The following is a 22709-nucleotide window of genomic DNA, read 5'->3' as shown; positions in this document are numbered from 1 at the left end:
CGCCCGCGGCGGCTCCGCCCGTCGTCGATCTGCCGCCCGTGCCGTCGGTGTTCGCCCCGGTGCCCGGGTTCCGCAGTCAGCAGCGGTTCAGCAATCCCGCCGAGCCGGGGGTCTCCACTCCGCTGCCCGCGGAGTGGACCGCCCCGACGCCGCCGCACGGCGTCCCGGTGATCACCGCACCGCCCGTGCCCGCAAGCTTTCCCGGCCCCCTCGCCGCGAACTTTCCCCAACCGGCTCCGGGGCCCTTCGCGCCGCCCGCGGCTGGAGGTGCGGAGCGGCCGGGCGCCGGAGTCCACGCCGCCGCCTACCGGGACCTGTCCACTGCCGCGCTGCTGGGCCAACGCAAGAACCCGCCGACCTCGGGCTGGCGCAAGGCGCTGTACGTCGCGTCGTTCAAGCAGGTCAACGTCGGCGAGAGCCCCAAGACCACGCACCGCAACAACCTGGTCTCCGAGGTCAGCCAGCCCCTGCAGGGCTGTTACCGGATCGCGGTGATGTCTCTGAAGGGCGGCGTGGGCAAGACCACGATCACAGCGACGTTGGGTGCCACGTTCGCGTCGATTCGCGGCGACCGGGTGGTCGCGGTGGATGCCAACCCGGACCGGGGCACGCTGAGCCAGAAGGTGCCGCTGGAGACGGCGGCGACGGTCCGTCACCTGCTGCGCGACGCCGAAGGTATCGAGCGCTACAGCGATGTCCGGGCCTACACCTCACAGGGGCCGAGCCGGCTGGAGGTGCTGGCGTCCGAGAGCGATCCGGCGGTGTCGGAGGCGTTCAGCTCGGACGATTACCTGCGCGCCCTGGAGGTGCTGGAGCGGTTCTACAGCCTGGTGCTTACCGACTGCGGCACGGGGTTGATGCATTCGGCGATGTCGGCGGTGCTGTCGAAGGCCGACGTGCTGGTCGTGATCAGCTCGGGTTCGGTGGACGGGGCGCGGAGTGCGTCGGCGACGCTGGACTGGCTCGACGCGCACGGCCATCAGGACCTGGTGCGCAATTCCATCGCGGTGATCAACGCGGTGCGGCCCCGGTCGGGCAAGGTCGATCTGTCGAAGGTGGTGGACCACTTCTCGCGGCGCTGCCGCGCGGTGCGGCTGGTGCCGTTCGATCCGCATCTGGAGGAGGGCGCGGAGATCAGCCTGGACCGGCTCAAGCCCGGCACCCGCGAGGCGCTGATCGAGCTGGCCGCCGTGGTGGCATCCGACTTCGCTGGGGCACGCCGGTCGACGGACGCGCGCGCCTGACCCTGGCTAGTTGCGGGGGTTGTCGCCGTGCCCGAGCCGACGCAGGAATTCCGGATCGTCGTCGGGACCGATCACCCGGGTCTTGGGTCGACTGCCAGAAACCCGCGCCAGCCGCCAGCCGATGTAGACCAAGCTTGCCGCGACAATGAGCAGGAGTAGATACGCCACTCGAAACCTCCTTGATCCGAATATACGCGTCGTCGGTAGGCTCGGAGTGTGTCAGGAAGTGGTTCGACCTCCCGCATGGTCACCGATGTCGCGGTTTACCTCATCGCCCGGCTGGTGCTGGTTGCTGTGCTGACCGCGGCGATCTATGGCGTGGGGAGTTTGGTCGTGGCAGATTTCCCGGTCGTGGTGGCGCTGTTGTTCGCCATCGTGATCGCACTGCCGTTGGGGATCTGGCTGTTCCGGCCGCTGCGTGAGCGGGCGACGGCTTCCATCGCCGTGGTCGACGAGCGGCGCCGCAAGGACCGCGAGCAACTGCAGGCCCGGTTGCGCGGCGACGAGCCTCCTACGGCGAACTGAGGTCCGGCGCCCGGTTCGATATGGGCTCCGGCGCAGCGGCTTTCACGCGCTAGCGGATGAAGGCCGCACCCTTCTCGCGGTCCAGGTAGGTCTCGGCCTTGTTCTTGAGGAAGGCCAGGTATACCCACAGCGACAGGGCGATGCACACCGTGACGTAGGCGATGAACCACGGCACGAGGTCGCGGTCCTTGAGCGCCTGGTAGATCACCGGCGCGGTCCCGCCGAACATCGAATTCGCCAGGGCGTAGCCAATTCCCACGCCGAGGGCGCGGATGTGCGACGGGAACAGCTCGGATTTCACCAGGGCATTGATCGAGGTGTAACCGGTCAGGATCACGTAGGCGACGGCCACCAGCAGGAACGACACGATCGGTGAATGTGTCTGGGGCAGATAGGTGAACAGGACGTAGGTGTAGAGCACCCCGCCGATACCGAAGAAGACCAATAGCGGTTTGCGGCCCACCTTGTCACTGATCATCCCGCCGATGGGTTGGATCGCCATCAGGAAGATCAGCCCGATCAGGTTGATCCAGGTGGCCGTCATGGCCTGGTCCTTGTAGGTGGTCTTGACGATGGCCGGGGCGTTGACGCTGTAGGCGTAGAACGCCAGGGTGCCGCCCATGGTGATCAGGAAGCACAGCAGCAGCGGTTTCCAGTAGCGGGTGAGCAGTTCGCTCAACGAGCCTGAGCTCTTGTCCTTGCCTTCGCGGATCGCTTCGAGTTGTTCGGCGGACAGCGATTCGTCCATCGTCCGGCGCAGCCAGAACACCACGATGGCGGCCACGCCGCCGATGGCAAAGCCGATGCGCCAACCGAATTCGTGGACCTGGTCGGTGCTGAACGCGGTGAGGATGATCAGCAGGGTGAACTGGGCCAGCACGTGGCCGCCGACCAGTGTCACGTACTGGAACGACGAGAAGAAGCCCCGTCGTTCCCGGGTGGCGGCCTCGGACATGTAGGTCGCCGAGGTGCCGTACTCGCCGCCGGTCGCGAAGCCCTGCACCAGCCGGCACAGGATGAGGATGATCGGCGCTGCGACACCGATGGTTTCGCGTGACGGTACGAGCGCGATCACCAGTGAGCACAGCGCCATCAGCGAGACGCTGAAGGTCAGCGCGGCACGGCGGCCGCGCCGGTCGGCGAATCGGCCGAAGAACCACGAGCCGATCGGGCGGGTGAGGAATGTGACCGCGAAGATCGCGTACACGTAGACGGTCGCGTTCTTGTCGGCCTTGTCGAAGAACTGGGCTTCGAAGTACGTGGCGAACACCGTGTAGACGTAGACGTCGTACCACTCGACGAGGTTGCCCGACGAGCCCCGGATGGTGTTCCAGATGGCGCGGCGGGTTTCGGCGCGGCCCGACGGTGCGGGCTGATGCGCCTCGGTCGATGTGGTCATCCGCATTCCCCCAGCTGGTCGGCGTTGCAGGCCGACGGTCACGTTAGTGCAATACCGCTGGTGCTGTGGGCGGATGGCGGTGCGCCCGGGTCGGGCCGGGGCCGTGTCAACTTTTCTTGACGACTCTGAGATGTCAAGTTACCTTGACAGGGTGAGTGATGTAGACGAGCTGATCACCGATGGCGTCAGCAGTTCCGACCCCGCCGTCGGGCTACGGGCGGTGCGCGCGCTGCAGCGGTTGCAGGAGCGGCTGGAGGCCCTCCAGGTGGCGAATGCTCGCGAGCAGGGCTGGAGCTGGCAGGCGATCGCCGATGCCCTTGAGGTCAGCCGTCAGGCCGTGCACCAGAAGCACAATCGGAAGGGATGACATGTTCGAGCGGTTCAGTCGTCACGCGCGCATTGCCGTGGTTCTGGCCCAGGAAGAGGCCCGCGAACTGGAAGCCAACGACATCCGGCCGGAACACCTCCTGGTCGGCGTGCTGCAGAGCTCCGGCCGTGAATTATCGGCTCTGCTGGCCGGATTCGGCCTGACTTCCGATGCGGTCCGGGCCGAGTTGGTGTCTGCCGACGCGCCGGCCGACGAAGCCTTCGACGACGATGCCGAGGCGCTGCAGTCGATCGGAATCGATCTGCGGGCGGTGCGGGCCAACGTCGACCGGACCTTCGGCGACGGCGCCTTCGACAACGCGCTGCGCAGCACAGGCCGGCGGCGCAGGCGCCGTGGGCACCTGCCGTTCACCAAAGCCGCCAAGAAGGTGCTGGAGTTGGCGCTGCGGGAATCGTTGGCGCACAAGGACGGCTACATCGGGTCCGAGCACATCCTGCTCGGCATCCTTCGCGGCGGCGACGACCGGGCCGTCGGCCTGATCACCGAGCATGTCGGCGCCGACGAACTGCGCAACGGCATCGTGAGACTCTTGGACGCCGCGGCGTAGGCGGGACTCGCCGGTTTCTGCACCTGGGTCGTGGACCCCTTGAACTCAAGCGAGGAACCGCGGCCCGCAGGTAGAAATCGGCGAGACGGCGAGCGGGCGAAAGCTAGGCCAGGAACAACGCCAGCGACACCGTGATCGCCCACACCAGCATGGTCAGCCCGGTATCGCGCAGCACGGGGATCAGCTGGGCGCCGGTGCTGCCGTTGCGCACCGGCCGCAGTCCCCGCATCGCCGGCACCGCGGCGAGCAGGCCCACCGCACACCACGGGGTGGCGAGCATCAGCGCCACGGGCAGCACCAGGGCCACGCCGACCAGCAGTTGGTACAGCAGCCGGGTGCGCGCATCGCCGAGACGCACGGCCAGCGTGATCTTGCCCGACTGGCTGTCGGTGGGGATGTCGCGCAGGTTGTTGGCCACCAGCACGGCCGACGACAGCGAACCCATCGCCACGGCCGCCACCAGCCCGACCCAGTCGATGCGCAGGGCCTGGGTGTACTGCGTGCCCAGCACGGCGACCAGGCCGAAGAAGATGAACACCGCCACCTCGCCCAGCCCCAGGTAGCCGTACGGCTTCTTGCCGCCGGTGTACAGCCAGGCCCCGGCGATACACACGGCACCGACCGCGATCAGCCACGGCGCGCTGACCGCCGCTAGCGCCAGCCCGGCCACCGCGCCGACCGCCAGGCTCACCACCGCCGCGGTCAGCACGGCCCGCGGCGAGGCCAGCTTGGAACCCACCAGGCGCAGCGGGCCGGACCGTACGTCGTCGGTGCCGCGGATGCCGTCGGAGTAGTCGTTGGCGTAGTTCACCCCGGTGATCAACGCGAGCGATACGGCGAGCGCCAGCAACGCTTTCCACCACACCGCCGATCCCACCCAGGCGGCGGCGCCGGTACCGGCGAGCACCGGGGCAACGGCGTTGGGCAGGGTGCGGGGGCGGGCGCCTTCGATCCATTGCGCGAAACTGGCCACGACGGTCATCGTATGAGCTGACCCGGTGCCATCCCGCGCGGACTCTTACACTGAGCCTCATGAAGGAGCAGCTCAGCAAGACCGAGATCGGCAAGGACGTGCTGCAGGAATCCGTCGAGGCTGTCGCCTCCACGGTCGGGCAGGTCACCTCGATCATCACCACGGCCGTCAAGGACGTCGCGACGGCCATCGGTGGCCTGGCCACCGATGTCTTCGAGATCGCCGACGGCGCTCGCAAGGCCAACGAGGATTACGACGACTTCGACGACGACCTCGATGACCTCGACGCGGACGTCGCCGACGTCGCCGAGGCCCCGGCGGATCCCGTCAAGCCCCACGACGAGGCCGAATAGCACTGCATGCTCGGCGTCATCGGCGGTAGTGGCTTCTATTCGTTCTTCGGGCCCGAGGCCCGCACCGTCACCGTGGACACCCCTTACGGTGCGCCGAGCGCACCGATCACGGTGGGCGCCGTGGGCGGGCACGAGGTGGCCTTTCTGCCCCGGCACGGGGTCGCCCACGAGTTCTCGCCCCACACGGTCCCGTACCGGGCCAACATGTGGGCGCTGCGCACCTTGGGGGTACGACGGATCTTCGGTCCCTGTGCGGTGGGCAGTCTGACCGCGCAGTTGGGCCCGGGTTCGATCGTGGTGCCGGATCAGTTGGTGGACCGCACCCGCGCCCGCGCCGACACGTACTTCGATTCCGGTGGCATACATGTCGGTTTCGCCGATCCGTACTGCCCGGCGTTGCGGTCCGCCGCGGTCGGGCTGCCCGGGGTGGTCGACGGCGGCACCATGGTGGTGATCCAGGGGCCGCGGTTTTCCACCCGGGCCGAGAGCCGGTGGTTCGCCGATCAGGGCTTCACTCTGGTCAACATGACCGGATACCCCGAGGCGGTGTTGGCGCGTGAGCTTGAGATGTGTTATGCGGCAATCGCTTTGGTCACCGATCTGGATGCCGGAATCGAGGCCGGGGCCGGGGTGACCACGGTCGACGTCTTCGCCGAGTTCGAGCGCAACCTGGTGCCGTTCAAGAAGCTCGTGCACGAGGCGCTGGAGGCTGTGGAGAGTGAGCGGGCCTGCACGCACTGCCTGGCCCACGACGGCGTGAAGTTGCCGTTCGAGCTGCCCTGACGGGCCACGATCGGGCCCCCTCTTGACACCCGTCAAGTCGGGGTGCCAATACTGACGGGGTGAAACCCGCGATCTGTGAGCAGTTCGGCATCGACTTTCCGCTCTTCGCCTTCAGCCACTGCCGTGACGTGGTGGCCGCGGTGACCAACGCCGGCGGCTTCGGCGTGCTGGGGGCCACGGCCTACACGCCCGAGCAGCTGGACCAGGAGCTGTCCTGGATCGACGAGCAGGTCGGCGGCAAGCCCTATGGCGCCGACATCATCGTGCCGGCGAAGTTCGAGGGCAAGGGCGAGAACCTGTCGCGGGGGCAGCTCTCCGATCGCATCCCCGCCGAGTACCGCGAGTTCGTCGCACGACTGCTGGCCGATCACGGCATCGAGCCCGAGGCCAAGCAGCGGCTGGGCGGGTCCTCGTTGTCCGGTGACACCGGCCGTGAATTGCTGGATGTGGCGATGAGCCATCCGATCAAGCTGATCGCCAATGCGCTCGGGGTGCCGCCCGACTACATGATCGACGCCGGCCGGGAACGCGGCGTGCCGGTCGCTGCCCTGGTGGGTGCCCGCGAGCACGCGCTCAAGCAGGTGCAGGCCGGGGTGGACTTGATCGTCGCGCAGGGCACCGAGGCCGGCGGGCACTGCGGCGAGGTCAGCACACTGGTTCTCGTGCCGGAAGTGCTGGAGACGCTGGAGCAGGCGGGCAGTGACATTCCGGTGCTGGCCGCCGGCGGCATCGTCACCGGACGGCAGATGGCCGCGGCCGTGGCGATGGGCGCCGCCGGCGCGTGGACCGGGTCGGTGTGGCTGACCACCGAGGAGGCCGAGACCGCGCCGCACACGGTGCAGAAGATGCTCGCGGCGACCTCGCGAGACACCGTGCGCTCGACCGGGCGGACGGGTAAGCCTGCCCGCCAGCTCAAGTCGGAGTGGACCGACGCCTGGCAGCCGAATCCCGCAGGGCACCAAACCCTTCCGCTACCGCTGCAGAACATGCTGGCCGAACCCGTCATCAGGCGTATCGATGTGCTTGCCGCCCAGGGGCATCCGGGTGCGCAGGCGCTGGCCACCTACTTCGTCGGGCAGGGGGTGGGTTTGATGAACAAGGTCAAGCCGGCCCGCGAGGTGGTCCGCGAGTTCATCGAGGACTACCTCGCGGCCACCGAGCGGTTGAGCAACTCGCTGCCGGACTAGGGACCGTTGGTGACCTCGCCAACCCTTACGTTGACTTCGAGCTGGCGCTGCATTTTGGCGAGTAGCGGTGTGCGTGGTTTCAAACTCAACGGCCCGGCCGGCGTCAGTGCCAGTCCCAGACGGACATGTCGTTGGGCGGGTAGTTCTGGCAGACGTCGGTGGTGTTGGCCGCGACGCCCTTGTTGTTGAAGAACAGCTTGGCCCAGTTCGGCCAGCGCCAGGACATGTTCTCGAAGAACGCGTTGGTGGCGGTGTTTTCGGAGTACTGGCGGCGGCCGGCGTAGTCCATCGAGAAGAACCAGTGGATCCGGTCCTGGGCGCCCTGCTGGTCGGCGACGGGCTTGTTGTTGTAGTCGATCATGTAGCGCTCGTAGTACACGGGCTCGACGTCGCGGGCGGCCGCCATGATCTGCTCGGCCGTGCAGGGGGTCTTGAGGATCCGGTTCGGGATCGGGTAGTCGTCGGTGGCATCGGCCGAGGCGATGCCGGCGCCGGCCAGGCTGCCGGCCACAGCACACGCGGCCAGGCCGGTGCGGATCAGGTTTTTCAGCATGTCACTCCAAAGTCGTTCAGTGCGCGGCCTGTTCGTAGACGAACCGCTGATCGGGGCAGTAGTAGTTGATGGCGGTACCCAGGAACTGCCACGACTGAGCGTCGGTGCTGTCCTTGGCCAGTTGCTTCTTGACGAAACCGACCGAGTCCTTGGCATTGTGGTCGACGCCGTTGTGCAACCGCTTGCACATGATCTTGCCGATCCAGGCGTTGTAGTCCTTCTGCCCGTAGATCCCGAAGGTGTGCAACTCGTTGGCGAAGTCGGTGTCCGGGTCGGCATGAGCCGGCACCGCGACGGCCAGACCTGTTGCTGCGCCGAACATCAGGGCGATGAGTGCGCGCTTCATCAGACCAGGGCCTCCTCGGGGTCGCGTTGGATCGGTTTCGGCCAGGGCTGGGGCAGCGGACGCTGCCGGACCCGTTGCGGCCACCAGAACCAGCGGCCGAGCAGTGTGGCGATCGACGGTGTCATCAGGGACCTGACGACGAGGGTGTCGAACAGCAGGCCCAGGCCGATGGTCGTGCCGACCTGACCGATCACGATCAGGCTGCTGACCGCCATCGATGCCATGGTGAAGGCGAAGACCAAACCTGCGGAGGTCACCACGGCACCGGTGCCGACCATGGCCCGGATGATGCCAGTCTTCAGACCGGCGTGGATCTCTTCCTTTATTCGTGAGACGAGTAGCAGGTTGTAGTCCGCGCCCACGGCGAGCAGGACGATGACCGACATCGGCATCACCATCCAGTGCAGCGGGATTCCCACGATGTGCTGCCAGAGCAGGACCGAAAGTCCGAACGCCGAGGCAAGACTCAGCACCACCGTGCCGACGATCACCGCGGAGGCCACCACCGCGCGGGTGAGCACCAACATGATGATGAAGATCAGGATCAGTGCCGCCGCGGCGACGATGATCAGGTCGTAGTCGGCGCCTTGCTGCATGTCCGCGAACGTCGCCGAGCTGCCGCCGAGGTAGATCTTCGATCCCTCCAGCGGTGTCCCCTTGATGGCGTCGGTTGCGGCGACCTTGAGCGGTGCGATGCGAGAAGTGCCTTCCGGGGTCAGCGGATCACCCTGGTGAATGATGGTGAACCGCACCGCATGTCCGTCAGGTGACATGAACAGCTTGAGGCCCCGCTGGAAGTCGTCGGTCCCGAAGGCCTCCGGTGGCAGGTAGAACGAATCGTCGTTCTTGGCGGTATCGAACGCTTCGCTCATGGCGGTGGCGGTGTTCTGCATCGCCATCGTCTGGTCCTGCTGGGCCTTCTGCACCTGGTACTGGTTCAGCAGGATCTGCTTCTGGTTCTTCATGGTCTGGATCTGCGCAGGTAACACGGCGACCATTCGCGGCATCAGGTCCGCCATGCGCTGCATTTCCGGGACCAGATCCTGGAAGTCGTCGGACATCGTGTTGATGCCGTCGAGCGCGTCGAAGATCGACCGGATGGACCAGCACATCGGAATGTCGAAGCAGTGCGGTTCCCAGTAGAGGTAGTTGCGCAGCGGCCGGAACTGGTCGTCGAAGTCCGCCAGGTGATCCCGGACGTCGTTCATGTCGCCGGACGTGGTCTTCATCTTGTCGGCCATCCGCTGCGACACCGCGGCCAGATCCGTTTGGATGCTCATCATCTCGGTCATCGAGTCGATGCTGTTCTGCAGATCGTTGGCCTGTTTGAGGATGTTGTCCAGGTTGCTCTGCAGGTAGTCGTTGTTCATCAACTGGGTCGTGCCGCTCTGGCCCAGCGTGTACGGGATCGTCGAGTGCTTGATCGGATCGCCGTCGGGACGGGTGATGGTCTGCACCTGGGCGATACCGTGCACGTTCTTGAGGGCCTTGGCGATCTTGTCGATCACCAGGAAGTCGGCCGGGTTCCGCAGATCCCGGTCGGACTCGATCATCATCAGATCTGGGTTCATCTTGGCCTGCGAGAAGTGCCGGAATGCGGCGTCATAGCCGATGTTCGTCCCGACGTCCTTGGGCAGGAAGATGCGGTCGTTGTAGGTGGTGTGATAGCCGGGCAGGGCGAGCAGGCCGACCAACGCAGCCACGATGGCGCACACCAGGATTGCGCCCGGCCAGCGGACCGTGGCGGTGCCGACCCGGTGCCATCCACGGGACTTGGAATGCCGCTTGGGCTCGAGGATCTTGCCGAACCGGCTGAACACCGAGATGACGGCCGGCCCGAGGGTCAGTGCCATGGCGACCACGACCGTCATGCCGATCGCCAGTGGGATGCCCATGGTCTGGAAGTACGGCAGGCGGGTGAAGTGCAGGCAGAACGTCGCGCCGGCGATGGTCAGACCCGACGCGAGCACGACGTGAGCCGTGCCGTGGAACATGTCGTAGTAGGCGGCTTCCCGATCGTGGCCGGAGCGTCTGGCTTCCTGATATCGACCTATCAGGAAGATCGCGTAGTCGGTGGCCGCGGCGATGGCCAAGGTCACCAGCATGTTGGTGGCGAACGTCGTGAGCCCGAAGAAATTGTGATAGCCCAGTAGCGCGATCATCCCGCGGGCGCCGGACAATTCGAGTACGACCATTGCCAGCACGATCAGCGTGGTGATGATCGACCGGTAGACGCCGAGCAGCATCACCGCGATGACGCCGAAGGTGACGAGCTCGATCATCTGCATGCTCTCGTCACCGACGATGTTCTGGTCGGTGCTGGAAGCCGCGGATCCGGTGACGTAGGCCTTCACGCCGTCGGGCGCGGGGCTTTCGGTGGCGATGCGCCGCACCGCTTCGACGGAATCGTTGGCGAGGGTCTCACCCTGGTCGCCGGCGATGTAGACCTGCACGTAGGCGGCCTTGCCGTCGCGGCTCTGGGCGCCCTTGGCGGTCAGGGTGTCGCCCCAGAAGTCCTGTACGTGCTGCACGTGGGTGGTATCGGCGCGCAGGTCACGAACCATCTGGTCGTAGAACATGTGCGCCTCGAGGCCCAGCGGCTTGTCGCCTTCGAGGACGACCATCACCGAGCTGCTGGTGTCGTACTCCTGGAACTTCTTGCCGACCTCTTTGATGGCGATCATCGAGGGTGCGTCGTTGGGGCTCATCGACACCGCGCGCATCTTTCCGACGACCTCGAGCTGCGGCACGACGGTGTTGAGCAGTGCGACGATCACGATCCAGATCAGGATGATCGGCAGGGCGAACAGCCGGATGAATCGTGGGATGGCGGGCCGCGGAGGTGCCTTGTGACGTCCGGTCGGGATGGCGTCGGTCGGGGTGTCGTCCGTGGGCGCGCTCATGCTGCCTTCACAAAGCAGAAGGTTTGTGCGTTCAATCCAGTAGCCGTTCTCTCTTCTTTGACCTGGTCATCGACGGTGACTCGGCAACTGATGCTGTCCCCGTCGCCTTGGGCCATGATGTTGGGCTGAACCGACGGCAGCGTGGTTTGCAGCGTCAAAGTCCAAGGCAGCGGCACGGTTCCCGTGCGCTGGGGCTTGCCTTCGAGGTCCATGTAGTTGATGACGGCAGTGCCGCCGTTACCGAAGATCTCGTACTTCACAAACTTGGGGTTGAAGTCCTCGGCGTTGTCCGACGTGGTGTCGGTGATGATCACGGGATGCGCGCCGAAGACCTTGCGGACGTTCATCACGATCAGCACTCCGGCCCCCATGGCGATGACGATCAGTACCGGGAGCCAGATTCGGCGGACGGCCTTCAGCATTTCGGTTGCCCCGAGGGGACGCCCGCGGCGGGCATATCGAGGACAGGTGTCACTGTTGGGCCTCCCGACGTTTCGATGCGATCGCGACAACCTTGCTATTAGGCGGCCTACGCACTTCGAGGGGTAAAGTTATCGGAATAAGTGGATAGGATCAATCCACTTATGACGCCGCTCACTTTGGACTGAGAGATATGACCGAGGAGACAAGACCCGCGCTGCGCAAGGACGCAGAGCGCAACCGTCAGCGGGTGCTCGACGCTGCGAGGGAGCTGTTTGCCGAGAAAGGTCTTGAGGCGACGCTCAATGATGTTGCGCGCTATGCCAATGTCGGGGTGGGCACGGTGTACCGCCGCTTCGCCACGAAGGAAGAGCTGATCGCGGCCATCTTCGTGGATGGTATGGAGCAGCTCACCGCGCTGGCTGAAACCGCACTACAGCAAGAAGATTCATGGCAGGGATTCGCGTGGTACGTCGAGAAGATGTGCGAGATCACCGCGACTGACCGTGGATTGCGGGAAATCGCGTTCAGCAAGTCCTACGGGTGCGATCGGGTCAAGGCCTGCCAGGAGAGCCTCGTCCCGGTGTTGACCAAACTGGTCGAGCGGGCCCAGGGCGACGGGTATCTACGTCCGGAGGTGTCGTCGACAGACATGCCGCTCTTCGGGCTTCTGGCCGGCACGGTCAGCGAATTCGCCGGCAACGTCGACTCTGAACTGTGGCGCCGATACGTGGCGATCCTGCTGGAGGGCATGCGGTACCACGCTGATCAGTCCCCGATTCCGGTGAAAGCGCTCGACAGTGAAGCGCTCGACATCGCGATGCAGTCCTGGGAGCCGGCCGGGCCGCCTCGGTGATCTGACGTTTCGGAAAAGCTTGTGTGGGCACAATATCCACGTGGCTATCAAAGGTGACTCAGGCGTGAACTCGGACCAGTTGTTCTGCGGTGTCGATCTGGCGCGGCGGATCGAGAAGGCCGAGGCGGACCTGATCTCGGCGGCGACGCATGCCGCCGGTCACCGTGGTGCTGACGGGCTGGTGCTGCCGGTCGCCGGCGGATACGCCTGTTTCGCCGAGGCCGAGTCGCCGATGAACAAGGTGGTCGGCCTCGGGTTCGACGGGTTGCCCGACGAGGCGGTGCTGGGTGAGATCGAGCGGGCCTTTGCGGCCCGGGGCGGCGCGACGCGGGTGGAACTGTCCAACCTGGCCGATCCCGAGATCACGGCATTGTTGTCCGGACGCGGCTATCGCCTCGTCGAGTTCGAGAACGTGCTCGGCCGGCCGGTGGGCGACGAACGCGCGCCGGTGACGGATGTGCAGGTGCGCCGGGCCGACGATCTCACCGCCTGGGTAAACGTGGTGGTGGAGGGCTTCGCCCATCCCGACGGCGAGGGGCCGGTCAGTCATGAGCAGTTCCCCGCCGACATCATCGAGCGGGCCGAACGGGATATGGAAAAGGCCGGGGCGACAGCCTATGTCGCGTTGTGCGACGGAGTGGTCGCCGGTGGCGGGATGATGCGGCTGGCCGGTGGGATCGCCCAGCTGGCCGGGGCTGCGACGGCGCCGGCCTACCGCCGCCGCGGAGTGCAGGCCGCACTGCTGGCGACGCGGCTGGCCGAGGCCGCCGACGCGGGATGCGAGATCGCCGTGGTGACAACGGCGCCCGGCTCGAAATCGCAGCACAACGTGCAGCGCCGCGGTTTCCAGCTGCTCTACACGCGGGCGATCCTGGTGAAACCGGCCGAGGCGGTTCAGTAGAGGATCTTGCGCAGGTTGTCCTCGCTGTAATACGCGTCGAGTTCTTCTTGGCTCTGATCGGGCTTGAACGCCTTGGCCATCTGGGCCACCGAGGGCACCGCCGTCGGATCCCACGTCTCGGGCTTCCAGGTGTTCGAACGCAGGAAGGCCTTGGGGCAGTGGAAGAACACTTCTTCGATGGCGATCTCGAGCGCCAGGATCGGCCGCTTGCCGTCCACTGCCATGGCATCGAAATAGTCTGCATCCGAGAGGATCCGGCCGGTGCCGTTGATCCGCAGGGTGTCGCCGCGGCCGGGGATGACGAAGACCGTGCCCACATGCGGGCGCTGCAGGACGTTGAGGAACCCGTCGACCCGCCGGTTGCCGGGGCGCTCCGGGATCGCGATCGTGGTGTCGTCGATGATCTGGACGAAACCGGGCGGGTCGCCCTTGGGGGAAACGTCGACGCGGCCCTGCGCGTCGGTGGTCGCCACGAAGCCCAGCGGAGATTGCTTGAGCCAGCCCTGCTGCGCTTCCGAGAGGCGGTCGGTCACCTTCTTGGCGACGGCTGCGGTGGGTTGCCCGACGATGGCGCGCAGCTCATCTGCGGAGGTCACTTCTCGGCGCATGTCTCCATCATGCCGAAGCGGACAAGTGAATTGTCTGGTCGGGGAACGGGCCCAGCTCAGCCCGTGTAGCGGGCGGCCAGCGCGCGCCGGTCGAGCTTGCCGATGCCGCGCCGGGGCAACTCGTCGACGATGTGCACCTCCCGCGGGGCCGCGGTGGCATCGAGGGTCTGCGCCACCTGGGTGCGCAACTCGGCCACATCGGGAGCAGAGGCCCCGGGGGCCAGCACCAGCGCGGCCACCACCCGCTGGCCGAGCCGCTCGTCGGGCACCCCGAACACCGCGCAGTCGGCGATCGCCGGATGGCCGGCCAATGCCGATTCGACCAGTTGCGGCAGCACCGTCAGACCGCCCGTGCTCACCGCGTCGTCGATGCGGCCCAGGACCCGCAGTACGCCGGAATCGTCCACGGTGCCAAGGTCGTCGGTGCGGAACCAGCCCGGATCGGCGAACGGGTCGGGGCTGATCGGGTTGCGATAGCCCTTGGCCACGGTGGCGCCGCCGAGCAGGATTCGTGAGTTGTCTATCCGGACCGAGACGCCGTCCAGCGCCACCCCGTCGTACACGCAGCCGCCCGCGGTCTCGCTCATCCCGTAGGTGCGCACCACATTCACCCCCGCTGCTCGCGCGCGGTCGGCCACCCCGGCCGGCATGGGGCCGCCGCCGATCAGAACGGCGTCGAGGTCGGCCAGTGCATCCGCGGCGGCCGCGTCGCGCAGGCACTTGTCGAGTTGCACCGCCACCAGCGAGGCGTAGCGGCGTCCACCGCCCAAAGCGGCGACCGCGGAAGGCAACTCGGCCGGATCGAACGATGCCGAGACGGTGACGGGCGGGGTGCCCGACAGCGCGCTGCGGACCAGGACCTGAAGGCCGGCGATGTGATAGGCGGGCAGGGCCAGCAACCACCGCCCGGCGCCACCCAATCGGGCGTGGGTGGCGGTCGCGCTGGCCCGCAGCGCGTCAGCGGTCAGCAGTGCGCCCTTGGGCTTGCCGGTGGTGCCCGAGGTCGAGATCACCACGGCGACGTCGTCATCGATGTCCTCGCCGGCGCGCAAAGTGTTTGTCAGCAAAGAACTCTGACGTTCGTCGTCGGCGGGCACGGGCAGGATCGCCGCCCCGCGCCCGGCCAGGACGTCGTCGAGGATTGTCAGCAGTTCGTCCGTCGCGGAGCCGACGGTGATGGCGCGAAGGACGGCTATGCCGGGCCCCCTGGCTCTTTCGGGTCGTCCCCGTTGCGATGGCCGGTGTCGTCGGCGTCGAGGGTGTCCTCGGCGTCGCGCGGATCGTCCAGCGGCCATCCCTTGGCGGCCAGGCGTTCGCGCACCCGCTCGACGTCCTCGGTGCGGGGCAGCTCGTCGGTGATCTGGGTGATCAGCACCCCGATGTCGATGTGATCGAACTCACCGCGGTCGATGAGATCTTGTGCGACGGCTTTGACTTCGTCGTTGGTCAGGCGCCGGGTCAGCAGCGCCAACAGCGGCACCCGGTCTGGCCCTGGCACCCCCTCGGGGTACCCGGCATTGAGCCAGGCCGCGATCTTCGCGAGAAAAGCGTTCACTGTGCCTACTCCTGATGCACCCGAGCGAGGTTCCTCCGGACATACGAGTTTGAGCCGGAAGACCGCATTGATGTTAGTGCTGTCCGCCGACTCTGGCTCGCAGTGAACTTATAGCCCGCTCAGGGATCGGCAAACCGCCCCGGCGAACAATCCGGGGTGGACAGATGAACACTCGGTGAACTCATTCGGAGCGTATTCGAATTCCCAGCTCAGCGAGGTGTTTCCGGCTGGTCAAAATTGCCAGTGGTCCGACAGAATTACCGCCATGAGCGCTGAGCTGATCGTCCTGGTGCTGTTGATAGCAACGGCACTGGCTTTTGACTTCACAAACGGCTTTCACGACACCGGCAACGCCATGGCCACCTCGATCGCCACTCGCGCTCTCAAGCCGAAGACGGCGGTGCTGCTGGCTGGGGTGCTGAACCTGGTCGGCGCGTTCCTGTCGGTGGAGGTCGCCATCACCGTCACGAGCTCGGTGCTGAAGATCCAGGACTCCAAGACCGGATCCCTGATCCCGTCGATCGACGCCTCGACCGGGCTGACGATCATCTTCGCCGGCCTGATCGGCGGCATCCTGTGGAACCTGCTCACCTGGCTGTTCGGCATCCCGTCGAGCTCCTCGCACGCGCTGTTCGGCGGCTTGATCGGCGCCGGCCTGGCCGCGATCGGTCTGGCGGGGGTCAACTGGACCGGCGTCACGCAGAAGGTGCTGATCCCGGCGGTGGCCGCCCCGGTGATCGCCTGCCTGGTGGCAGGTTGCGGCACCTGGCTCGTCTACCGCATCACCCGCAACGTCGCGCAGAAGCGCCGCGAGGCCGGGTTCCGCTGGGGACAGATCGCCACCGCGTCGCTCGTCGCGCTGTCGCACGGCACCAATGACGCCCAGAAGACCATGGGCGTCATCGCGCTCGCGCTCATCACCACCGGCCACCTCAGCGGTGACGTGAAGAACGACGGACTGCCGTTCTGGATCATCGCGTCCTGCGCGTTGGCCATCGGCCTCGGTACCTACATCGGCGGCTGGCGCGTCATCCGCACCTTGGGCAAGGGCCTCGTCGAGATCGAATCCCCGCAGGGCCTGGCCGCCGAGGCGTCATCGGCCGCGATCATCCTGAGCTCCAGTGCGGCCGGTATGGCCCTGTCGACCACCCACGTGGCCACCGGTTCGATCCTGGGCAGCGGCGTCGGCAAGCCCGGTGCCGAGGTGCGCTGGGCGGTCGCCGGGCGCATGGCCGTGGCCTGGCTGGTGACGCTTCCCGCCGCAGGCATCGTCGGCGCGCTGGCTTTCTGGCTGTCCCACGGGGTCGAGTCGCTGACCTCATCGGCGCTCGCCGGTGACGGGCTGATCTTCCTGGTCCTGGTCGCCCTGTCGGGATACATGTGGTGGCGCGCCCAGCAGCAGAAGGTCGACCACAGCAACGTCAATGCCGATTGGGACCACTCCACCAACTCAGTGGTGCCCGCCGACGTCCGTGAAGCCGCCAAGCCCGCCGCAACGACCGCCGAGAAGAAGCCCGGCGCCGACAAAGCCAGCGTCTGATCTCCTGACCACACACAGCGGACACAAGGAATCGCAATGACTTATCTGGAAGCCATTTTCAAGGTGCTCGTGGTCGGGCTGATCCTCGGCGCCGGCCTGCCCGCGGTGTTCGCCGCGGGGCTCGTGGCCTACTCCAACGGTGCCGGCGGTGCGAACGCCGACGGCACCACCCACGCCCCCAACCCCGCACTGAGGTTTCTAGGGCTGACGCTGTTCGCCTTGGTCGGTCTGGTGATCCTGGTTGCCATCGCGTGGATCACGCGGACCACGATCATCCACCACACCGGTGTCGACCTGTTCCCGTTCCTGCCCAAGAAGTGAGCTGAGCATCGTGACGGAGACGACGAGCTTCCTGGACAACGTCCTGAACTGGCTGCGGGCGGGCTACCCCGAGGGGGTGCCCCACACCGACCAGTTCGCCCTGCTGGCCCTGCTGACCCGGTCGCTGTCCGAGGACGAGGTGGTTCAGGCCACCCACGACATCCTGCGGTCCAGCACCGGCGACAGCCCGGTCACCGATGACGAGATCCGGCTGGCGGTGCGCAATGTCATCGACAAGGACCCGAATCCCGAAGAGATCAATCAGGTCGCCGCACGGCTGGCCTCGGTGGGCTGGCCGCTGTCGACACCGGCGCGCTGAGGTCGGAACCCGGCTGTTGACTTTGAATCCACGCACACCGCTACTCGCACGAGTGCAGCGTCAGTTCTGAGTCAACGCGTATCCCGGCGCAGCGGATGGGTGTCGGGCACCTGGACGAAGATCAGGGTGATGCCGTCGGGGTCGGTCACGTGCATCTCGTGCAGGCCCCACGGCTCCTCGGCCGCAGCCCGGGCGATGGCCACGCCGCGGCCTTCCAGTTCCGCCTGGGTCGCGTAGACGTCGCGCACCTGCAGCCACACCGCGCCGGGGAACACCCCGGGTTCGGTCGGACTGTGGTGACCGGCCAGCTCGATGAGTGACTGCCCGGCGTAAAAGACTGTGCCGGCACCGTATTCGCGGGCAATGGCCAGGCCGATCCCGTCGCGGTAGAACTCGACCGACTTCGGGTAGTCGACCGGCCGGATCAGCATCCGGCTGGCCAGGATTTCCATGTCCCTTGTCTACCACCGCCGGATGTCAGGGAGGATCCGCGACACGGGTCACTCCGGCTGGCCGGGCATGCGGCGGACGCGGTCGTTGGCGCGCAATCCGATGGCGAACGCGGCCTGGTCTTCGAAGCTCATCGGGTTGCGGCCCGTGATCGCGTGGATACGGCCCAGCCGGTGACGGACCGTGTTGGTGTGCAGGAACAGTTCGCGCGCGGTGTCGATCAGAGATCCGTTGGTGGCCAGAAAGGTCCGAAGAGTCCGCACGTGCTGGGTACCCCGGTCGTTGTCCAGGCGTTCGAGCGGATCGATGAGTTGGTTCTTGAACGGAGCCAAGCGGCTCAGGGGTAAACCCTCCAGCAGGCTGTCGAAGGTGCTGAGTTGGTCAGGGCCGATGCTGCCGCCGTGTTGCTGGGCCAGGTCGAGCGCGATGCGGGCCTGGGTGATCGCCGCCCCCAGTTCCGCCAACGGCCCGGCAGCGGCGTGCCCCGAAGGCAGCGAGAGCTCAGCGGTGGACTCAGCCCGAACGCCCGCCTCGACCACCAGGCACACTTCGGGCGCATCCCCGACGAGGGCATCGGGAAACGCCATCGACAGCACGGCGCCCGCCCCGGCCGGCCACGCCGAGCAGGTCAGTTCAGGGGAGTTCAGCCCGGTCCAGTCGAGCAGCCGATGGAGCGCGTCGGGCAGCAGCATGCGTCGCTCGATCAGCGACAGCAGCTGCCCGACACGTTCGCGCCTCAGCGCGGATTCGATGTCGATATCGCCTTGGGTGGCCTGGGCGAATCGCGCGGTCAGCTCCAGCACAGCGGTTTCGGGTGGGTCGCCGCTGCCTACCCAGGTCAGGGCGCCCAGCCCGTCGACCACGATGGTGGCACCGGTGTCCGCGGGTGTCCCGTCGGGATCCAGCAGGAGGTAGCCGCCCAGCACCTCACCCGCCCGGTCCAGCAGCTGCCGTACCGACTCGCGCCGTCGCTGCGACGAAAGTAGTTCCGGCATAAGCGAATTAGTGGCCCGAGCGACGGCGATCTCGCCGCCCATCTGGAAGTCGGCGACGTAGCGGCTCACCGAGGAGAACGGCACGTTGGGCGGGGCGACGAGGATCGGCAGGCCGGCTTTGGACGCGGCGGCGATCAGCGTGGTCGGGACGCTGTCGTGCACATCGCCGACGCCGAAGCACAGCCCGGCAGCTCCGGCCCGGGTCAACGAATCCACGAAGGCCTCGCAGTCCTGCTCGGTCTGCAGGCTGATCCCTACGGTGCAGACCAGCTCGCCGCCGTGCAGATACCGCGACGGATCCCGCAACTCGGTGGTGTGCACCCAGCTGATCGGCCGGTCGAGGTCGCCCGGGTCGTCGTCGGGGGTGAGCAGCCCGCGGTGTGACTCGAGCAGGTCGCGCAGGGTCGGTACGACGTCGCTGCGGTCCGACATGGGGTCAGCGTAACGCCGTCGTCACACCCGTGTCGGCGGGCATTGTCGGATCCTCCAATGCGGGCCCGGTGCGACAGTGGGTTTGCAGCGTGTTCGCCGCGATTGCTTGGCGCTTGCACCACGGTGGCGTGATAGTTCCTGCAACCACGTCAGAGGGAGCACACGATGACTGCATCGCCGATCTCGTTGGACGCGCGCGAACCCGACGGGCCCCACGTGCTACGGCGCGAATTCTCGCTGTGGTCGGCGTTTGCCTTCGCTTTCGCGTTCATCTCGCCGATCGTCGCGCTCTACGGCATCTTCGGCCTGGCGCTGTCCGCCGCCGGTCCGAGCTTCTGGTGGGGCTTCGCGCTGGTGTTCGGCGGGCAGTTGTTGGTGGCCCTGGTCTTCGCGATGCTGGTGTCGCGTTGGCCGTTGGAGGGTTCCATATATCAATGGTCGCGGCGGCTGCTCGGCACGTCCTACGGCTGGTTCGCCGGCTGGGTGTACATGTGGACGCTGGTGATCGCCATGGCGACCGTGGCGCTCGGTGCCGCCGGATTCGTGGCGAACATCGCCGGAGTGGAGTCGCCGTCAGGCGGCTTGCGGGCCGTCATCGCGCTGATGATCCTGCTCGGCGGCACGGCGATCAACCTGGTCGGCCGCGGTGCGCTCAAGGTGTTCATGACTGCCAGCATCGTGGCCGAGGTGATCGGTTCGATCGGGCTGGGCACCTGGCTGCTGCTGTTCCACCGCAACAACTCGCTGTCGGTGCTGTTGGAGGGTGGCGGCCCCGGCGTCGACACCTGGAGTTACCTGGGCGGGCCGTTCCTGATCGCGGTGGCGTTCATCGGATTCTCCTTCGTCGGGTTCGAGAGCGCCGGGGCGATCGCCGAGGAAGTGCACGAGCCGAGGCGCGATCTGCCCAAGGCCGTCCTGTTCTCGCTGGGATTCATCGCGTTGGTGGTGGCCTACTCGAGTCTTGCGATCATCCTGGCGATCCCGGATCTGGATGCGGTGGTGGCCGGGTCGGTGGCCGACCCGGTGTATGAAACCCTCACGGCGGCATTGGGACACGGCATCGCCAAGCCGGTGGAGGTGCTGTTCGTAATCGGCTTCCTGGCGAGCTTCTTGGCCTTGCAGACTTCCGCGTCGCGGGTGATCTGGGCGTATGCCCGTGACGGTGCGCTGCCGGCCTCGGCCGTGCTGTCCCGGCTGCGTGGCAAGGCGCGAATCCCGGTGGTGGCGATCCTCGTCACGACGGTGGTCGGTGGGGCGCTGTTCGGACTGTCGATCGTGGCCGGCGACATCTATTCGCTCATGGTCAATTTCACCGCAGGCGGCTTCTACCTGGCCTTCCTGTTCCCGCTGATCGGGTTCGTGGTGGTGCTGGCGCGCCGCGGCTGGACCGACGGCACATTCAGCCTGGGGCGGGCCACGGTTCCCGTCGCCGTGGTGGCCGCGGTGTGGGCGATCCTTCAGACGCTCAATATCGCCTGGCCCAGAACGGTTTTCGAACAGCGCTACCTGGATTGGTCGGTGTGGATCGGCGTTGCTGTGCTCGGTGTGATCGGTGTGGGGATCCTGCTCACCGTGCGGAGGCAGATCGTGAGCGCGGCGCTGATCGACGAGGCCGAGATCTCCGACGAGCAGCCGGATGACAAGGTGGCCATCGATGACTGACGCACCTGTCGCAGTCGTCACCGGCGGCGCCAGCGGAATCGGTGCCGCGGTGGTCACGGCGTTGCGAGAGCGCGGCTACCGCATCGGCACGCTTGACCTGTCGGGTGAAACCCGCGCGGATCATGCTGTGGCAGCGGATGTTTCCGATGGCGCCGCGGTGAGCAGGGCGGTCGCCGAGATCCGTGCCGAGCTGGGACCGATCACCGGGCTGGTGACCTCGGCGGGCCACTACGAGATGGCGCCGATCAGCCAGATCAGCCTCCAGGCCTGGCAGCGCATGTTGCGGGTCCACGTGGGCGGGTTGTTCCACGCCGCTCGGGCCTGTCTGCCGGACATGGTGGAGCGGGGTGCCGGCGCGGTGGTCGCGGTGGCCAGTGAACTGGCCGTCGGTGGCGGCGACGGCGACGCCCACTACGCTGCGGCCAAGGGCGCGATCCTCGGACTGGTGCGCAGCCTGGCTGCCGAAGTGGCCGGGCGGGGGGTGCGGGTGAACGCGGTGGCCCCGGGTCCGACCGACACCCCGCTGCTGGCCGACGATTCTCCGTGGCGCGCAGCCGATTACCTGGACACGCTGCCGTTGCGGCGGCTGGTCACCCCGGCCGAGGTGGCGCGTTGCGTGCAATACCTGATGTGCGACGCCACGTTCAGTACCGGTGACGTCGTCAACGTCAACGCGGGAGCGGTGATATGAGCTCGCTGTCGGGTCGGGTCGCGCTGGTCACCGGCGCGGTGCAGGGGATGGGTGCGGCGCATGCGCGAAGGCTCGCCGGCGCGGGAGCGACGGTGGCGGTCAACGACATTCGCGGGAGCAGTGCTCTGGATGAGCTGGCCACCGAGATCGGCGGTCTGGCCGTTCCCGGCGATGTCAGTGACCCGCGTGCCTGCGCCCGGATTGCCGACAAGGTGGCCGACACGGCGGGCCGGCTCGACGTGTTGGTCGCCAACCACGCCTACATGACCATGGCCCCGCTGCTCGAACATGACGAGGCCGACTGGTGGCGGGTGATCGACACCAACCTGGGCGGCACCTTTCATCTGGTGCAGGCGGTGTTGCCACACATGCGCCGGAACGGCGGGGGCCGGATCGTGGTGATCGCCAGCGAGTGGGGTGTCACCGGCTGGCCCGAGGCGACGGCCTACGCGGCGTCCAAGGCCGGGCTCATCTCGTTGGTCAAGACCCTGGGCCGGGAACTGGCTCCGGAGGGGATCATCGTCAACGCGGTGGCGCCCGGAGTCACCGACACCCCCCAGCTCAAGGTGGACGCCGATGCCGCCGGGATCGCGCTGCCCGACATGCAAGCGCGCTACGCCGAGGCAATCCCGTTGGGCCGCATCGGTTCTGTCGATGAGATCGCCGCTGCGGTGCAGTTCTTGGCCGACTTCGAGATGTCGGCGGTGGTCGGGCAGGTGATCTCCTGCAACGGCGGGGCCACCCGAACGAGAGTGTGA

The 22709-nt window shown here is 66.9% G+C and carries 27 protein-coding genes; 15 read left to right on the top strand and 12 right to left on the bottom strand.

Annotation, left to right across the window (positions count from 1 at the left end; all coding sequences use genetic code 11):
* The first annotated feature begins 29 nt into the window (after positions 1-29).
* Positions 30-1244 carry a MinD/ParA family ATP-binding protein gene (locus G6N57_RS01020; protein WP_174814539.1) on the top strand — a complete coding sequence of 405 codons (1215 nt, stop codon included), beginning with the start codon at positions 30-32 and terminating at the stop codon, positions 1242-1244.
* 6 nt (positions 1245-1250) lie between these two features.
* Here the strand turns inward: G6N57_RS01020 and G6N57_RS31610 are convergent, their stop codons facing one another.
* A complete protein-coding gene (locus G6N57_RS31610) occupies positions 1251-1412 on the bottom strand; it encodes a hypothetical protein (RefSeq protein WP_097925922.1) in 162 nt (53 codons plus the stop codon).
* 75 nt (positions 1413-1487) lie between these two features.
* On the opposite strand from G6N57_RS31610, the gene G6N57_RS01015 reads away from it, so the two are divergent.
* Entirely contained in the window at positions 1488-1769 is a 282-nt protein-coding gene (locus tag G6N57_RS01015; protein ID WP_077742463.1) for a DUF4229 domain-containing protein, read from the top strand.
* A 49-nt stretch (positions 1770-1818) separates the two neighbouring features.
* On the opposite strand, the gene G6N57_RS01010 is transcribed toward G6N57_RS01015, so the two are convergent.
* The gene (locus G6N57_RS01010; RefSeq protein WP_097925943.1) at positions 1819-3168 is read right to left on the bottom strand and encodes an MFS transporter; all 1350 of its coding nucleotides are present in this window, start codon (positions 3166-3168) and stop codon (positions 1819-1821) included.
* 130 nt (positions 3169-3298) lie between these two features.
* On the opposite strand from G6N57_RS01010, the gene G6N57_RS01005 reads away from it, so the two are divergent.
* Positions 3299-3535 carry a helix-turn-helix domain-containing protein gene (locus tag G6N57_RS01005; protein WP_097925942.1) on the top strand — a complete coding sequence of 79 codons (237 nt, stop codon included), beginning with the start codon at positions 3299-3301 and terminating at the stop codon, positions 3533-3535.
* Position 3536: 1 nt separating this feature from the next.
* Positions 3537-4103 (top strand): Clp protease N-terminal domain-containing protein, encoded by a 567-nt coding sequence (locus tag G6N57_RS01000; RefSeq protein ID WP_097925921.1) that lies wholly within the window; start codon positions 3537-3539, stop codon positions 4101-4103.
* 103 nt (positions 4104-4206) lie between these two features.
* Here G6N57_RS01000 and G6N57_RS00995 read toward each other — a convergent pair whose 3' ends face one another.
* The gene (locus G6N57_RS00995) at positions 4207-5076 is read right to left on the bottom strand and encodes a 1,4-dihydroxy-2-naphthoate polyprenyltransferase (RefSeq protein WP_097925941.1); all 870 of its coding nucleotides are present in this window, start codon (positions 5074-5076) and stop codon (positions 4207-4209) included.
* 59 nt (positions 5077-5135) lie between these two features.
* On the opposite strand from G6N57_RS00995, the gene G6N57_RS00990 reads away from it, so the two are divergent.
* From G6N57_RS00990 to G6N57_RS00980, 3 genes are read left to right on the top strand one after another with little or no spacing between them, the layout of a single operon-like run.
* Positions 5136-5429 (top strand): hypothetical protein, encoded by a 294-nt coding sequence (locus G6N57_RS00990; RefSeq protein WP_077742462.1) that lies wholly within the window; start codon positions 5136-5138, stop codon positions 5427-5429.
* Positions 5430-5435: 6 nt separating this feature from the next.
* The gene (locus tag G6N57_RS00985; protein WP_077742461.1) at positions 5436-6212 is read left to right on the top strand and encodes an S-methyl-5'-thioadenosine phosphorylase; all 777 of its coding nucleotides are present in this window, start codon (positions 5436-5438) and stop codon (positions 6210-6212) included.
* A gap of 59 nt (positions 6213-6271) precedes the next feature.
* The gene (locus G6N57_RS00980) at positions 6272-7399 is read left to right on the top strand and encodes an NAD(P)H-dependent flavin oxidoreductase (RefSeq protein ID WP_077742460.1); all 1128 of its coding nucleotides are present in this window, start codon (positions 6272-6274) and stop codon (positions 7397-7399) included.
* Positions 7400-7502: 103 nt separating this feature from the next.
* Here the strand turns inward: G6N57_RS00980 and G6N57_RS00975 are convergent, their stop codons facing one another.
* The 4 genes from G6N57_RS00975 to G6N57_RS00960 are packed head-to-tail and all read right to left on the bottom strand — an operon-like array spanning position 7503 to position 11623.
* Entirely contained in the window at positions 7503-7952 is a 450-nt protein-coding gene (locus tag G6N57_RS00975; RefSeq protein ID WP_097925920.1) for a DUF5078 domain-containing protein, read from the bottom strand.
* 16 nt (positions 7953-7968) lie between these two features.
* On the bottom strand, positions 7969-8298 hold the full coding sequence (locus G6N57_RS00970) for a DUF732 domain-containing protein (RefSeq protein WP_077742458.1): 330 nt from the start codon (positions 8296-8298) through the stop codon (positions 7969-7971).
* A complete protein-coding gene (locus tag G6N57_RS00965; RefSeq protein WP_077742457.1) occupies positions 8298-11201 on the bottom strand; it encodes an MMPL/RND family transporter in 2904 nt (967 codons plus the stop codon). Before G6N57_RS00965 ends, G6N57_RS00970 begins: the two co-directional genes overlap by 1 nt.
* Complete coding sequence (locus tag G6N57_RS00960) at positions 11198-11623, bottom strand: MmpS family transport accessory protein (protein WP_036441900.1); 426 nt, start codon at positions 11621-11623, stop codon at positions 11198-11200. The genes G6N57_RS00965 and G6N57_RS00960 overlap by 4 nt, the downstream gene beginning before the upstream one ends.
* Positions 11624-11814: 191 nt before the next feature.
* On the opposite strand from G6N57_RS00960, the gene G6N57_RS00955 reads away from it, so the two are divergent.
* Positions 11815-12477: a TetR/AcrR family transcriptional regulator gene (locus tag G6N57_RS00955; protein WP_077742456.1), complete on the top strand. Its 663-nt coding sequence runs from the start codon at positions 11815-11817 to the stop codon at positions 12475-12477.
* 40 nt (positions 12478-12517) lie between these two features.
* Positions 12518-13378, top strand: a complete 861-nt coding sequence (locus G6N57_RS00950) for a GNAT family N-acetyltransferase (protein ID WP_077742455.1) — start codon at positions 12518-12520, stop codon at positions 13376-13378.
* Here the strand turns inward: G6N57_RS00950 and G6N57_RS00945 are convergent.
* From G6N57_RS00945 to G6N57_RS00935, 3 genes are all read right to left on the bottom strand, one after another.
* Positions 13372-13986 carry a pyridoxamine 5'-phosphate oxidase family protein gene (locus G6N57_RS00945; protein WP_077742454.1) on the bottom strand — a complete coding sequence of 205 codons (615 nt, stop codon included), beginning with the start codon at positions 13984-13986 and terminating at the stop codon, positions 13372-13374. The genes G6N57_RS00950 and G6N57_RS00945 overlap by 7 nt on opposite strands.
* Positions 13987-14042: 56 nt before the next feature.
* The gene (gene menE, locus G6N57_RS00940; protein ID WP_407666004.1) at positions 14043-15113 is read right to left on the bottom strand and encodes an o-succinylbenzoate--CoA ligase; all 1071 of its coding nucleotides are present in this window, start codon (positions 15111-15113) and stop codon (positions 14043-14045) included.
* A 65-nt stretch (positions 15114-15178) separates the two neighbouring features.
* Entirely contained in the window at positions 15179-15541 is a 363-nt protein-coding gene (locus G6N57_RS00935; protein WP_077742453.1) for a DUF3349 domain-containing protein, read from the bottom strand.
* A 265-nt stretch (positions 15542-15806) separates the two neighbouring features.
* On the opposite strand from G6N57_RS00935, the gene G6N57_RS00930 reads away from it, so the two are divergent.
* The 3 genes from G6N57_RS00930 to G6N57_RS00920 are packed head-to-tail and all read left to right on the top strand — an operon-like array spanning position 15807 to position 17721.
* Complete coding sequence (locus G6N57_RS00930; protein ID WP_077742452.1) at positions 15807-17081, top strand: inorganic phosphate transporter; 1275 nt, start codon at positions 15807-15809, stop codon at positions 17079-17081.
* Positions 17082-17117: 36 nt separating this feature from the next.
* Positions 17118-17402 carry a hypothetical protein gene (locus G6N57_RS00925; RefSeq protein ID WP_077742451.1) on the top strand — a complete coding sequence of 95 codons (285 nt, stop codon included), beginning with the start codon at positions 17118-17120 and terminating at the stop codon, positions 17400-17402.
* A gap of 10 nt (positions 17403-17412) precedes the next feature.
* Positions 17413-17721 carry a DUF3349 domain-containing protein gene (locus tag G6N57_RS00920; RefSeq protein WP_075922598.1) on the top strand — a complete coding sequence of 103 codons (309 nt, stop codon included), beginning with the start codon at positions 17413-17415 and terminating at the stop codon, positions 17719-17721.
* Between the two features lie 71 nt (positions 17722-17792).
* Here the strand turns inward: G6N57_RS00920 and G6N57_RS00915 are convergent, their stop codons facing one another.
* Both G6N57_RS00915 and G6N57_RS00910 read right to left on the bottom strand, forming a co-directional pair.
* A complete protein-coding gene (locus G6N57_RS00915; protein WP_077742450.1) occupies positions 17793-18173 on the bottom strand; it encodes a VOC family protein in 381 nt (126 codons plus the stop codon).
* A gap of 48 nt (positions 18174-18221) precedes the next feature.
* Positions 18222-19598 carry a PucR family transcriptional regulator ligand-binding domain-containing protein gene (locus tag G6N57_RS00910; RefSeq protein WP_077742449.1) on the bottom strand — a complete coding sequence of 459 codons (1377 nt, stop codon included), beginning with the start codon at positions 19596-19598 and terminating at the stop codon, positions 18222-18224.
* A gap of 165 nt (positions 19599-19763) precedes the next feature.
* Between G6N57_RS00910 and G6N57_RS00905 the strand changes: the two genes are divergently transcribed.
* Genes G6N57_RS00905 through G6N57_RS00895 form a run of 3 tightly spaced genes read left to right on the top strand, consistent with a single transcriptional unit; the run spans position 19764 to position 22709 of the window.
* Positions 19764-21260, top strand: coding sequence for an APC family permease (locus tag G6N57_RS00905; protein WP_077742448.1), 1497 nt, complete (start codon positions 19764-19766; stop codon positions 21258-21260).
* A complete protein-coding gene (locus tag G6N57_RS00900; RefSeq protein ID WP_097925919.1) occupies positions 21253-21951 on the top strand; it encodes an SDR family NAD(P)-dependent oxidoreductase in 699 nt (232 codons plus the stop codon). Before G6N57_RS00905 ends, G6N57_RS00900 begins: the two co-directional genes overlap by 8 nt.
* Entirely contained in the window at positions 21948-22709 is a 762-nt protein-coding gene (locus G6N57_RS00895; protein ID WP_077742446.1) for an SDR family NAD(P)-dependent oxidoreductase, read from the top strand. Before G6N57_RS00900 ends, G6N57_RS00895 begins: the two co-directional genes overlap by 4 nt.

The sequence above is a fragment of the Mycolicibacterium boenickei genome, assembly GCF_010731295.1.
GTDB classification, from domain to species: Bacteria; Actinomycetota; Actinomycetes; order Mycobacteriales; family Mycobacteriaceae; genus Mycobacterium; species Mycobacterium boenickei.
Note: the sequence above shows the minus strand (reverse complement) of the source record. Positions and strands in the feature narration are given on the sequence as shown.

What these genes read in the sequence shown, in the direction of transcription:
- G6N57_RS01015 (WP_077742463.1), top strand. Translation starts at nt 1,488, where the DNA reads ATGGTCACCGATGTCGCGGTTTACCTCATCGCCCGGCTGGTGCTGGTT.
- G6N57_RS01010 (WP_097925943.1), bottom strand. Translation starts at nt 3,168, where the DNA reads ATGACCACATCGACCGAGGCGCATCAGCCCGCACCGTCGGGCCGCGCC.
- G6N57_RS01005 (WP_097925942.1), top strand. Translation starts at nt 3,299, where the DNA reads ATGTCAAGTTACCTTGACAGGGTGAGTGATGTAGACGAGCTGATCACC.
- G6N57_RS01000 (WP_097925921.1), top strand. Translation starts at nt 3,537, where the DNA reads ATGTTCGAGCGGTTCAGTCGTCACGCGCGCATTGCCGTGGTTCTGGCC.
- G6N57_RS00990 (WP_077742462.1), top strand. Translation starts at nt 5,136, where the DNA reads ATGAAGGAGCAGCTCAGCAAGACCGAGATCGGCAAGGACGTGCTGCAG.
- G6N57_RS00985 (WP_077742461.1), top strand. Translation starts at nt 5,436, where the DNA reads ATGCTCGGCGTCATCGGCGGTAGTGGCTTCTATTCGTTCTTCGGGCCC.
- G6N57_RS00975 (WP_097925920.1), bottom strand. Translation starts at nt 7,952, where the DNA reads ATGCTGAAAAACCTGATCCGCACCGGCCTGGCCGCGTGTGCTGTGGCC.
- G6N57_RS00970 (WP_077742458.1), bottom strand. Translation starts at nt 8,298, where the DNA reads ATGAAGCGCGCACTCATCGCCCTGATGTTCGGCGCAGCAACAGGTCTG.
- G6N57_RS00965 (WP_077742457.1), bottom strand. Translation starts at nt 11,201, where the DNA reads ATGAGCGCGCCCACGGACGACACCCCGACCGACGCCATCCCGACCGGA.
- G6N57_RS00960 (WP_036441900.1), bottom strand. Translation starts at nt 11,623, where the DNA reads ATGCTGAAGGCCGTCCGCCGAATCTGGCTCCCGGTACTGATCGTCATC.
- G6N57_RS00955 (WP_077742456.1), top strand. Translation starts at nt 11,815, where the DNA reads ATGACCGAGGAGACAAGACCCGCGCTGCGCAAGGACGCAGAGCGCAAC.
- G6N57_RS00945 (WP_077742454.1), bottom strand. Translation starts at nt 13,986, where the DNA reads ATGCGCCGAGAAGTGACCTCCGCAGATGAGCTGCGCGCCATCGTCGGG.
- G6N57_RS00930 (WP_077742452.1), top strand. Translation starts at nt 15,807, where the DNA reads ATGAGCGCTGAGCTGATCGTCCTGGTGCTGTTGATAGCAACGGCACTG.
- G6N57_RS00925 (WP_077742451.1), top strand. Translation starts at nt 17,118, where the DNA reads ATGACTTATCTGGAAGCCATTTTCAAGGTGCTCGTGGTCGGGCTGATC.
- G6N57_RS00915 (WP_077742450.1), bottom strand. Translation starts at nt 18,173, where the DNA reads ATGGAAATCCTGGCCAGCCGGATGCTGATCCGGCCGGTCGACTACCCG.
- G6N57_RS00910 (WP_077742449.1), bottom strand. Translation starts at nt 19,598, where the DNA reads ATGTCGGACCGCAGCGACGTCGTACCGACCCTGCGCGACCTGCTCGAG.
- G6N57_RS00905 (WP_077742448.1), top strand. Translation starts at nt 19,764, where the DNA reads ATGACTGCATCGCCGATCTCGTTGGACGCGCGCGAACCCGACGGGCCC.
- G6N57_RS00900 (WP_097925919.1), top strand. Translation starts at nt 21,253, where the DNA reads ATGACTGACGCACCTGTCGCAGTCGTCACCGGCGGCGCCAGCGGAATC.
- G6N57_RS00895 (WP_077742446.1), top strand. Translation starts at nt 21,948, where the DNA reads ATGAGCTCGCTGTCGGGTCGGGTCGCGCTGGTCACCGGCGCGGTGCAG.